The sequence below is a fragment of the Xanthobacter sp. BG11Y11_SDJG genome, assembly GCF_057364445.1.
In genome coordinates this window covers 43,197-53,165 of sequence record NZ_JBNFNU010000003.1, presented here as the reverse complement: position 1 = coordinate 53,165, position 9,969 = coordinate 43,197, and the positions used below count along the sequence as shown (strand labels likewise).

General features: G+C 62.0%; 12 protein-coding genes. 6 read left to right on the top strand and 6 right to left on the bottom strand.

Translation table 11 applies throughout. The features are described from left to right. Window positions 1-1,080 precede the first annotated feature (1,080 nt). The 3 genes from AC2W7M_RS01285 to AC2W7M_RS01275 all read right to left on the bottom strand — a co-directional run bounded on the left by AC2W7M_RS01285 (window position 1,081) and on the right by AC2W7M_RS01275 (window position 3,846). Window positions 1,081-1,668 (bottom strand): primase-helicase family protein, encoded by a 588-nt coding sequence (locus tag AC2W7M_RS01285; RefSeq protein WP_486129472.1) that lies wholly within the window; start codon window positions 1,666-1,668, stop codon window positions 1,081-1,083. 8 nt (window positions 1,669-1,676) lie between these two features. Continuing rightward, window positions 1,677-3,080, bottom strand: coding sequence for a phage NrS-1 polymerase family protein (locus AC2W7M_RS01280; RefSeq protein ID WP_486129471.1), 1,404 nt, complete (start codon window positions 3,078-3,080; stop codon window positions 1,677-1,679). A 337-nt stretch (window positions 3,081-3,417) separates the two neighbouring features. Further along, on the bottom strand, window positions 3,418-3,846 hold the full coding sequence (locus AC2W7M_RS01275; protein WP_486129470.1) for a helix-turn-helix domain-containing protein: 429 nt from the start codon (window positions 3,844-3,846) through the stop codon (window positions 3,418-3,420). A gap of 318 nt (window positions 3,847-4,164) precedes the next feature. Between AC2W7M_RS01275 and AC2W7M_RS01270 the strand changes: the two genes are divergently transcribed. The 6 genes from AC2W7M_RS01270 (at window position 4,165) to AC2W7M_RS01245 (ending at window position 7,671) form a co-directional block, all read left to right on the top strand. Next, window positions 4,165-4,506 carry a hypothetical protein gene (locus AC2W7M_RS01270; RefSeq protein WP_486129469.1) on the top strand — a complete coding sequence of 114 codons (342 nt, stop codon included), beginning with the start codon at window positions 4,165-4,167 and terminating at the stop codon, window positions 4,504-4,506. A 13-nt stretch (window positions 4,507-4,519) separates the two neighbouring features. After that, window positions 4,520-4,909 carry a hypothetical protein gene (locus tag AC2W7M_RS01265; RefSeq protein WP_486129468.1) on the top strand — a complete coding sequence of 130 codons (390 nt, stop codon included), beginning with the start codon at window positions 4,520-4,522 and terminating at the stop codon, window positions 4,907-4,909. A 2-nt stretch (window positions 4,910-4,911) separates the two neighbouring features. Beyond that, complete coding sequence (locus AC2W7M_RS01260; RefSeq protein WP_486129467.1) at window positions 4,912-5,802, top strand: hypothetical protein; 891 nt, start codon at window positions 4,912-4,914, stop codon at window positions 5,800-5,802. Between the two features lie 394 nt (window positions 5,803-6,196). After that, window positions 6,197-6,670 (top strand): hypothetical protein, encoded by a 474-nt coding sequence (locus tag AC2W7M_RS01255; RefSeq protein ID WP_486129466.1) that lies wholly within the window; start codon window positions 6,197-6,199, stop codon window positions 6,668-6,670. Between the two features lie 190 nt (window positions 6,671-6,860). Then, on the top strand, window positions 6,861-7,187 hold the full coding sequence (locus AC2W7M_RS01250; RefSeq protein WP_486129465.1) for a hypothetical protein: 327 nt from the start codon (window positions 6,861-6,863) through the stop codon (window positions 7,185-7,187). Between the two features lie 4 nt (window positions 7,188-7,191). Continuing rightward, window positions 7,192-7,671 (top strand): hypothetical protein, encoded by a 480-nt coding sequence (locus AC2W7M_RS01245; RefSeq protein WP_486129464.1) that lies wholly within the window; start codon window positions 7,192-7,194, stop codon window positions 7,669-7,671. Window positions 7,672-7,921: 250 nt separating this feature from the next. Here AC2W7M_RS01245 and AC2W7M_RS01240 read toward each other — a convergent pair whose 3' ends face one another. The 3 genes from AC2W7M_RS01240 to AC2W7M_RS01230 all read right to left on the bottom strand — a co-directional run bounded on the left by AC2W7M_RS01240 (window position 7,922) and on the right by AC2W7M_RS01230 (window position 9,960). Then, the gene (locus AC2W7M_RS01240; RefSeq protein WP_486129463.1) at window positions 7,922-8,398 is read right to left on the bottom strand and encodes a hypothetical protein; all 477 of its coding nucleotides are present in this window, start codon (window positions 8,396-8,398) and stop codon (window positions 7,922-7,924) included. Window positions 8,399-8,693: 295 nt separating this feature from the next. Further along, window positions 8,694-9,035 carry a hypothetical protein gene (locus AC2W7M_RS01235; RefSeq protein ID WP_486129462.1) on the bottom strand — a complete coding sequence of 114 codons (342 nt, stop codon included), beginning with the start codon at window positions 9,033-9,035 and terminating at the stop codon, window positions 8,694-8,696. Further along, on the bottom strand, window positions 8,980-9,960 hold the full coding sequence (locus tag AC2W7M_RS01230) for a site-specific integrase (RefSeq protein WP_486129461.1): 981 nt from the start codon (window positions 9,958-9,960) through the stop codon (window positions 8,980-8,982). Before AC2W7M_RS01230 ends, AC2W7M_RS01235 begins: the two co-directional genes overlap by 56 nt. Window positions 9,961-9,969: the final 9 nt, after the last annotated feature.

Below are 9,969 nucleotides of genomic sequence, written 5' to 3'. Positions count from 1 at the left end.
AGCGTTGATTTGAAGCGATTTCTGCAGTCTGATGTGAAGTATTTGCACTGCGATTATGCGCAATACTTGTGTGGAGTGCTATTTGTCGTGGAGGCTCACAGGACAGGGGAGGCATGGACGGAAAGGGGACCGAGGACGGGGATGGGGCGGGGATGGACGGAAGGCCGACCACTCTCTTTCACGCGCACGCGGTGCCTCGTCCACCGGACTCGCGTAGGACGGCCGTGGGCGGGCGTTTCGCTGGGGCCGGCCAAGGCAGCCCGGCCACCCGCCGCGCGAGTCTGGTCCCCACCGCTGGCGAGCGGCGCAGCCTGTCCCGGCGCTAGGGTGCCCCCGCACGTCCCCTGCGTCCCCGCGAACGTCAGGGGCGGGTGGACGTGCAGGGGGAGTCGATGACCACATTGGGGGCAGCGTCTTGCCGGCCAGCTCGACAGGTTCGGCGGCACTGCCGGGTGTCGAATGCCGCTGAACTCATTAGAGGTATTTTAGGCGGGCAAGGGGTAGCCTACGGCTGGGCACCCGGCGGCTAAACATTTCACAAGTTTATATAGGAAATTTGGCCCCCCTTACCCCCTTGGCCCCCTTCCGAACATTGCAACGATTTTGGGAAGAAAATTTTGAAGTTGGCAAAATAGGCGGAAGGGTTTCTATGGGGGGCCAAAGGGTGGCCAGTGGGGCCAATGTCCATAAACTAATACCGCCGGCACCTTTTTTGGTGCCGGCGGTATTAACTTGGAATCCAGCTTTACAGCTATCGACGGTACAATTCCGCTTCAACGTCCGGGCCGCTTGCGTTCTGCCACCTTTCTGGGTTCCGCAGAATCCACACCTTTGGGCGCTGCCCACCAAACAATCTCAAATCCTTAGTCAACTTCGCAATGCCAGCCTTCCGCGCTATGGGGCCGAGCAGCTTCCAATTTCGGGACGTGTTGGCATCTCCCAACTCCGGCGGCTTCCCAAACACCGCTGCGTACAGATTGTCAGCGAGGATCACGTCAGGCACGTGCGACGCTGCCAGATCTCTAGCGCGCTCGTCCTCTGCGCTCATGCTGGCGCCAATGACTGACAGCTTGGCCATATTCATGGCCGCACGCTCACCCGGATTGAAAGTCGAAATATTCCTTGTCCGAAGGCACTCCCGCACGCTGGAAATGAACAACGGCTCATCAACAAGTCTATAGATTTTCTATAGTATTCCGGTTCTCTAGGTTCGCAATGGTTCAAAATAACGTTCCAACGCCTATCCGTGTCGTCCAACGGCAATGCATCTTCATGGTTGCTGAATAGGAGCCAGCGTGAAAAATTCCGCTCAGTGAAGCGCTTAACGTGCTTCTCATTGATCGTCTTGTATTCTTCTGTAGCCCACTTCTTCAGCGTCTCGCTGTGCTCCCATCTGACACCGGCTCCGCCTTGACGAATTTCGTCAACTTCAATGAGGAGTTTTTGCGAGATTTCAGCGTTGAAATTCGTCTGAAGTGCGAGCTCCAACTTGAAGTTCGTCTCAGCGTATTGCTTCCATACGCGTTTAAGGACGGTCGCAAGCCAGTTCCGTCCCGTACCCGTCTTGGGCATAATCAACAAGTAGTGCGAGTGCGGGAGCACGCCGGGTTGCTGCTCGATGTGGGCGAGCCAATTCAGGAACCGCTCGCGCTCCTCCTGGATCGGCACGAGATAAGCTACATGGTCGAGGAAAGGTTGACACCGTGCCTGCCAGTCCGCAGCCGCCACGTGTGGGAGGCGCGCCATACGTTCAATGCCGGCCGTCCATCGGGGCTGTAGCAAAAATCCCCCGCGTTCGGATTGAAGTCGTACACGTCAACCATGCGGCGGCGAGAATTCTTGGACCACAAATTGAAGAGCGGAATTTCCTTTTCTTTATTGTTGACATCCATGTATTTGTACACGTTGTGTGCGAGCTTTCGGGTCATCGCGCCTAGCGAATAGCTCCACTTCGGGCGATCTCGGAGAGCAATTTCCACATCCTTCATCGACACCTCGACGAAGCATTCTAGCATGGTGTCAACATCCATTGTCCAATCAATGGAGTTAATGTCTTCAACGGTATCTAGTTTCCGAATAAAATCCGCGCGCTTCTTCTGCCGATCCGCAACCTGAAACGCGAGCGCAGTGCGGACGGTGCGGAATGCGTAATAGTCGCGTGACGCCTTCTCCCGTCTGCCAAGCTGCGAGGCCCGGAACAGGCGCACCAACTGAACCCGGTTGCCGGTGTGGAACGCCAGCATGCAGACGAGCGCGATGTCCGCCTCGCTCTGACTCTCATACGGGGAGCCGTCTGCCTTTTTTGCGAGCTTCCAGTCCCCATCTTCATACAGGGTGACGAACTTTTGGGAATTCGCAGCCCCACGGCACTTCGCCAGAATCTCCTCATCCGTTTCCCGCTCAAGCTCGTCGGGGATGTCCTCCTCCGCAACCTTCGATGCGCCCTGTGCTTTCTTAATCTGCTCCACCATGTTGGTGAGCTTTTCGCCACCTTCCTTGACATCGGATTTGTGGACGAGATTGCCAGTACAGATCATGAAGCGGGAGAAGCTGTACACCTCGATGCCGTCACGCCGCTTGCCCGATTCAAGATCGCCATAAAGCCAGATGTGGACACCCTTTCCGCTGCGACTGTATTCAGTGTAGCTGTCGAACGCCTCAACAACCCGATGATACAATTCGAGCCGGTCAGCCGGAACGTCGCCTTTCGCGTCAATGTCGATGACCGCGAACGGGTCTTCCTTCGTCAGCATGAACCCGACATCGCCGCCGAAACGCAGCGCCGCCTCAACCGCCGCGCCGAAGTCCATCCATGTGTTCGGGTTCGTCGAGCTGGCATTCAGCGGCGCGCCGTCCATCACCCGCATAGGAGCTTTGCTGTGACGCAGCGCGAACGCCCACTGCTTCCGCTCCCGCGCCTCGCGCGGCAGGTTATTCAGACGGGCCAGTAGGGTGTCACGCATCCGCTCGTGCCACTGCTCGTGGAGCAAGGCCGCATAGTCCGGCGGCAACTCGTCAGGCTCCGGGCCGGCGGAAGTAACATCAAAAGGCTTGCCGAGTTCTTTGACTAAATCCACCACAAAGCTAACTCTCCTGCGGGAAGTCAAAGCAGAAGAAGCCGCCGCTGGGCCTTGCAAGGCTTTGTGGCTTGGTGTACACAGGAATTGCCAACTTCCTGCATACACATCGGCTTCCCGCCATATGACACCCTCGCGCTTCCCGGTGCGGGGGTGTTGTGTTTTATACGTCGCTTTTACTTATGGCGCCAGTTCATCAACTTTTGCACCCTGGTTCGGTTCCCAAGCCGCCCACCTGCGCCCGTTGACCTCCAAGGGCATTCCAGTGTGATCCAAGGCCAGCCCCGAGGCCAGCCCCCTGAGACCCGGCGCATCGCCGGCTGCGATGATCCCCATGTGGTCACTGCTCGCCCTCGTCGCTCGCGACGGACACCAGCGCCGGGATGCTCGGCTGCGTGAAGTTGCCAGCGAGCTTGGAGGCCACAGCATCCAGCGCCCCTCGAAGCTCCTCGTTGAACTCCACGGCGGGGGCGCTCGTGACCGTGACGTTCTGCTCGATCATGGGCCCCGCATTCCGGTAAATCGGATCGGCGCTGCGGAGCATGTTCATGCACCATCTGACACCCTCGGCATTGCCTATGGCGGCTTCTTCCTTGATGCGCTGCTCATAGAACCAGACCCGCAACCCCTGCCCAATGCGCAAGGCGTGGCCCATGGCCTCACGCTGGTTCGCCCACGTGAACAAAGTATCTTTCGCGATCCCGAGGATGCCGGCCACGGCCGCGACGCTGTGGCCCTCGGCCATCCGCATGAGCACGACCTCGCACATATCCGGGTGATACCCGCCTGTGAACTTGGCGAGCAGCCTGTCCTCGCGCGCCTGTAGGTCTGGGGGCAATGGGCGAGGCTTCCACCTCAGCTTTGCCTTGTAGACGCTCTCAGTTCTTGTCAGCGGAGCGGGTGTATTCGACTTACGTTTGGTCGCCATACGGCATCCATTAGCTTGATTACTTTCTACAACCGTAGCATATGGCGCTGTGTCAGACAATTTATTCTTGCATTTCGAAAAACAACCGTTATTATTTCACAATAACAAGCCCCCGTTCCACGAATAGAAGGGCCGAACAGCGCAGGTGGAGTGCAAGTTATGAAAGCGATTACTGGCGGAGCCCTCGTCAAACGACTTGTCACCCTGCGGGGCAAATTCTTCTATGCCCATGAGCGCAGCGGCGACCATCGGCTCCACGCCGCGCTGAACGCCTTCGAGCACGAAGCCATGACGCTCCGAGGCGCGGAGGTCGCCTTCGCCAGCCAGAACGAGGCGGACCACGCAGGCGCGCTTTGGGATGAATGCCACGGGCTGGCGCTGCGGGCGTTCTACCGGATCGGCATGAGCCGCAGGGTTTTTGGGCTCGGGGTGGAGCCGCCGCCCCCTGTACCGCCGCAGTTCGGCGCCCCTCCTCCCGGCTTCGCCCCCTCCATCACCTGAAAGGACACCCGCGATGTTTCTCAAGCTCCAACGCATTCCGAACGAAGACCTGGAGGCCATTCGGGGCCGCCCTCGCAAGCTGTTCATGGAGGACCGCGCGCCGGTCAATCCGACCGAGGTTCGGCTGACCCAAATTCGCGAAAGCTATCTGGGCCGCCTGCGGGGTAAACATACGCCCACGGTGAAGGAAATCGCCGAACGCGTCGCCGCGAAGCAGATCGAGTGCGAAATCACCGCTGCTCTTTGGGGTGCGGATCACGCGTTCACGAGGCGGCAGGACGTGGAGCTCGGCCGCCTGATCGCCGCCTTGCACCTGGAGCACGGCGAGCCGCTGCACCCGGCCGACGAATGGCCGGACGAGCCGGACGATGACCACACCACCACCGAAAACACGGAGCAGTGACGATGATCGATCCCCGATTGAACCACAGCGAGCAGGGGTTCCCGCCCCGCTATGTCGCCGAGGCGCGCGATGCTCTGGCCGCAGCGGTCGCTAAGCTGCCATCGACTGCTGCGGCGAGGCTGCGCCAGATCGAGGACGCGGCACTTGCCGGCGAGGGCGCAGTCGCGGCGGCTCGGGCGAAGCGCGACGAGGTGGCTCGCCCGGTCGCAGAATTGCGCACGACGGTGGCGCAGAGCACCGCCCCACATCCCGGCAACCTTGAGCGACTTGCGCAGCTTGAAGCCGAGCTGGAGCACCGCGAGGAAGTGCTGCGGCGCTTTCAGGCCGAACGCATCGCGGCCAACGTGGCGTTCGGCGGCATCCACCGTGCGCTCGAAGCCCTGCCATCCAATGCCCGCCTCGTGGCGGTCCCGGCGCCCGAGCCGAAGAAGGGCCAGACGCTCACCAGCGTCCGCGAAACCATCGTCGGCCTGAAGGGCGACATCCACACGCTGGAGACGTCCGCGCCCACCATCGAGGAGCAGGAAGCCGCGCTACGTGCCGCCATTGCCGCGCGGGCGGAAGCCGGACGGCCGCGCTTGGACCGCGCCGGCCGTCTGAAGATCGCCCCCACAGCTAACGCACAGAGTGCGGCTCTGGCCGTGGCGTGCTGGGCATTCCCGGAAGCGGTGTTCGAGCGGATGGTGGCCGAAGGCGCCTTGCGCGAGAGCGGCGCCATGCCGGCGGCCGAGAAGGCGACGCAGCTCGCGGACCTTCGGGCGCGGTTGTTCGAGGCCGAGGTGCTGGAGGAAACCCTGCTTCTGCGGGACGGCGGCACCCGCCGGGCTGATGCGGACCCGTTCGCAGTGCTCGGCGTCCGGGTCGAGGTCGGCGTCAAGGCGCGGGCCGCGTGATGATTCAGGTCGCTCCCGCCGGTTCGGTTCCTTCCCGGCGGTCGAGCACAGGCACCACCGGGCGTGCTTGTGACGACTCGGCACGAAAGGAAGACGGAGGCGGTTCCCCTGTCCCGCATCCCGAACCGTCCCCGGTGGTGCCCATAGTTTCGACCGATGGCGGGCGACCGTGTGACCGCCAAGCCCTCGGTCGGAAAAGCCGGATGCGGCGTGCGTCCTAGAGGAGCGCACGAAAGGCGGCAGGCTCTGAGACTGCCGCGTCCCGCATCCGGCATCCATTCGCGGTTCGGTTCCTACCGGTGCCGCCCACAGACAAGCGGGGCCAAGGGCTGATGCCACCCATGTGGCCACAGCCCACGACGAAACCCCCGCTGAGCAACGGAAAGGACAACCGATGACCACGATTCTCGACCGCTTCGGACGCCCCAAGGAAGTGCCGGCTGGCTACATTCTTCAGGAGGGCGAGTCGGCATACGTCCCCATGGATAAGCTGCACAACCCCGCGCGCACCCGCCACATGGGCGATGCCGCGCTCGCGACCTTCATTCGGGACGCGGCCGGCGGCAAGGCCGATGACGTGCCCGCCGGCTTCTTCCGGGACAGCTACGGCCGGCTCCTGCCCACGGGCACCACCTCCGGCGATGATCGTGCGGACGGCCGGGCGCTAGGCGCACGGTTGACCTCTGAGGCCGAACTGCGGGACGCGTACAAGGCCGGCGACGCTGAGCCTTCCGGCGTGTCGGTGAACACCGAGCCCACCATCGCCCGGCACGGCGAGCAGGAAACCCCCGAGGTGAAGAAGGCCCGCGAGAAGTATGAGCGCGACATGGCCAACGCGTGGCGCCAGCCCGTGCCCGAGTCGGCCTGACGGCCGGGCCGTCGCGTGGGGCAGGCGCTGGCGGCATTTCACAGCTTGCCGGTGTCCGGCCTAGCGCCACGCTGGGCACCCGGCCCACTTTAGTGGGACGGCCACGACGCTTGCACCTACGCGGGTAGGCTTTTAGCTTGTCACTCTGCACTTCCATTTGGGGGGAGCCGTGCAAGCGAGACTAGAGCGGGTGATCCGCATCGCTGCGCCGATGCTGGCTTTGAGCGCCATTTTGCTATTCACGCCGATTGGCGGGTATATCAATTATTTTTTATCGGGCACATTCGTATTATTGGCGATCTATCTGTTTTTCAGCGGCGTGGCTGAAATATTTAGCTTCCGCGACTGGAATTATTGGCCTCATTGGCTTGGCATTCTGAAGCGTCTAGGCGGCGCTTTCGCCCTGATTGCTCTGATAATTACTATCCAGTTAATCCTGCCACCGCCGCCTATCAGTAACAGAGACTGTGAGTCGTTCGAGGGGCGCTCCGGTAGCCGAACTATGTGTCGGGATTAATGACATGGACTGGAGTGAGGTTCTAAAAATAGCAGGGACGGCTGGTGTCTCTGCGGCAATCGTGACTCAAGTGCTCGTGTGGGGGCGTGAGAGCTTTGGCACATGGCGTAGGAAGACGGCCAACGCAGCTTACCTTGCCATCCGGATCGCCGTTGTCCTTGAGGGGTTCGCCGCGATATGTTCGGAGGTCGTATCCGAAATTCGCAACTTTGAATCCTCTCGTGGGATCGTTGGCAGCGCCACCAAGGATCTCCCGCAACTCGCACCTTATCCAGTTGACGATGAGAGTTGGCGCGCGATGGATTTAGAATTGGTGGAAGAAGTTTTAAGTCTTCCGAACAAAATCCCAGCAAGTCAGCGGGGCATTGATTTCGCTGGCGAGGTTGGATGCGAGGACGACATTTCGCAGCGAAAGTGCCTTGAAGAAGCTTGCCAGCTTGGTCTCGAGGCTTTGCGCCTCGCAAAACGTTGCGCAACGATATAAGTTCTCAGCTTACAAGCCGGGTTACGACTACGCGGCGTATCTCCAAGAAGCCGCAGACGAAGCGTCAGAGCATCGACGCGCGGAGAGCGAGGCACAGGCATCAATGTGGTCCAAGGCACTCGCAGACCCGCAGGCATCCAAGTTCGGAAAGCCGGCTTAATTTGATTGGCAAAATTGGTAGCACGGCTCGCTTAGATAGCCCGTCCGACGAAAAAGGCGCCCCGTTCGATAACCACAAGTGCAGCGGCCGTCAGGCTTCTTTGCCCTCCTGCGCCGCCGTCCCCTTGCTGGCCTTCGTGACGAGGCCGATGGGCGGCAGTGCGGCGCGCGGGTGTCCGTAGAACCGGCGCCAGTAGGAATACTCGACCTTCACGTTGGTGGCGTTGAGCCCCGCCGCGTGCTTGCTGGCGGCCACCTCGCCCGAGGTCGGGGTGCGCCCGAGGTCGGCCATGGCTTTGTCGCACGCCTGCCACGCGAGCCAGCACTGGCCCCCGGCGGTGGGCTCCTTGATGCCGTTCTGCTCCCGGCGGACAAGGCCAGTGGCGGCCTTCAACTGCTCCTCGCGAGCCGCGTCGGCCTTGGGCTTGGCGCCCAGCTTGGCCCCGGCCTTCGGCTGCACTGTGGCCACCGACTCGCCCTTGGCCTTCGCAGGCACCTCGGCGGGCGCGGCGTCCTTCAGGCTGGTCAGAACCCGGCCGGTGCGCACCTTCTCGATTTTCACGGTCATGGTCGATCCCTTCGCTCTCTAGCGCTGACGTGCGCCACAAGCACAACCTATGAGAGTGAGGTGGGGCCTGCAACGAGTTTGTTCTCTATTCGTTCTCTTGCCGTCAATCATTCGGCGCCAAACCGTGGGTCATCGTGGGTTATGACCACGACAACGGGGAATTTCCTAATAATTTCAATAGAGAATGGTGGGCGATGCAGGGATTGAACCTGCGACCCCTCCCGTGTGAAGGGAGCGCTCTCCTTTGAAGCCGTTGGTATTGCTGGATCACCGAGAGCGTTTGGCCGCGTTTCGTTCACCCTTTTCCGGGGGTTTCTTGGGCATTCTTGGGCGCAGCCTGCTTCTGTTCCCGGATGACGCGCGCGCGTCCCTTGGCCGCTGAGAAGGCGTCCCCAATGCGCTCCTGGAAGTCAGGGGACTGGTGGTAATAGACCCGCTCGAACACCTCTTCGGACATGCCGAGATAGTCGGCGCCTTCCCGCACGCTCGCTCCGCCCTGGGCCAACCAAGTGCCGGCGGTGTGGCGTAGCCAGTGGGGCGTCACCTTTTCCGGCAGCGTGTCGCACAGCGTCCGACCGTCCTCACGTGCGCCGACCCAGCCCTTGCGCACCTTGCCTGCGACCTTCTCGGCGCCCACCGAGATAACCCATTCGCCGGCGAACCAGATCCGCAGCTTGCCAACGCCGCAGGTGTGCCAATAGGCGAGGGGGGATACGGGCCGGTGGTCGGCGCTTGTCCGTCTCCTTTTCCGCCAGGCCCCGGCGGTGGAGTATGCCCCGGTCCACGTCGATCCACGGCCCGTCCATGCGCGGCAACCAGGACGATTCCCGGATCGCACCGTGGCGGGAGCCTGAATAGAGGGCGAGAAGGATCAGGCGCGCGGTGCGCTTGCGCTGGGTCCGCGTGGACTTCGGACGGCGCAGAAGCGTGCCGTTCTCCCTGTAGAAGCCCAGCGCACCGGCCAGCAGGGCGGCGGCTTCCCGGTGCTCCAGCCCCCGGCGGTTGGTCGGGGCCATGGCAGGCATGGTCACCACTGGCACCATGTCGAGTGTGAATTCCGCGTGGTAGTGGTTGATCGCGGCGCTGAGGACCACGAGCTCGCGGCGAGCGGTCTGGTCCGACACCTTCCGCTCCCGGCGCTCGGGCCACTCTGGCGCGGCAGGCCCCTCATGGGTCCGCCAACGCACATAGTCGCGGCAGATCGCGGCGCGAATGTCCGATATGGGCTTCGTGCCGAAGAACCGCAGAAGGTGCTCCACATAGATCAGGCTGCGGTCGTAGAGGTCCTTCTCGCGCGGCGTCGCGCCTTCGCCTGGATCCTTGTGATCGGCATAGAAATTGAGCACGTCCGCGATGGGGAGCATGCCGGGATTGTGGGTGCCGATGGCGCTGGTGTGCTTCCTCGTCAGGTAGCGCGCAAGCGCTTCCTCCGCTCCTGCACGCTCTCCAGGGCCGCAGCCTGTGCTGACCTCAACCCCGCCGGAATCGAGGATGACGAAGATGGGCGCACGGCCCCTGCGCTCGCGCAGGAAGAGGCGGGGGCCTTTTGGTGGGCGCGGCATCGGCGTCTC

What these genes read in the sequence shown, in the direction of transcription:
- AC2W7M_RS01275 (WP_486129470.1), bottom strand. Translation starts at nt 3,846, where the DNA reads ATGTGCGAGGTCGTGCTCATGCGGATGGCCGAGGGCCACAGCGTCGCG.
- AC2W7M_RS01270 (WP_486129469.1), top strand. Translation starts at nt 4,165, where the DNA reads ATGAAAGCGATTACTGGCGGAGCCCTCGTCAAACGACTTGTCACCCTG.
- AC2W7M_RS01265 (WP_486129468.1), top strand. Translation starts at nt 4,520, where the DNA reads ATGTTTCTCAAGCTCCAACGCATTCCGAACGAAGACCTGGAGGCCATT.
- AC2W7M_RS01260 (WP_486129467.1), top strand. Translation starts at nt 4,912, where the DNA reads ATGATCGATCCCCGATTGAACCACAGCGAGCAGGGGTTCCCGCCCCGC.
- AC2W7M_RS01255 (WP_486129466.1), top strand. Translation starts at nt 6,197, where the DNA reads ATGACCACGATTCTCGACCGCTTCGGACGCCCCAAGGAAGTGCCGGCT.
- AC2W7M_RS01245 (WP_486129464.1), top strand. Translation starts at nt 7,192, where the DNA reads ATGGACTGGAGTGAGGTTCTAAAAATAGCAGGGACGGCTGGTGTCTCT.
- AC2W7M_RS01240 (WP_486129463.1), bottom strand. Translation starts at nt 8,398, where the DNA reads ATGACCGTGAAAATCGAGAAGGTGCGCACCGGCCGGGTTCTGACCAGC.
- AC2W7M_RS01230 (WP_486129461.1), bottom strand. Translation starts at nt 9,960, where the DNA reads ATGCCGCGCCCACCAAAAGGCCCCCGCCTCTTCCTGCGCGAGCGCAGG.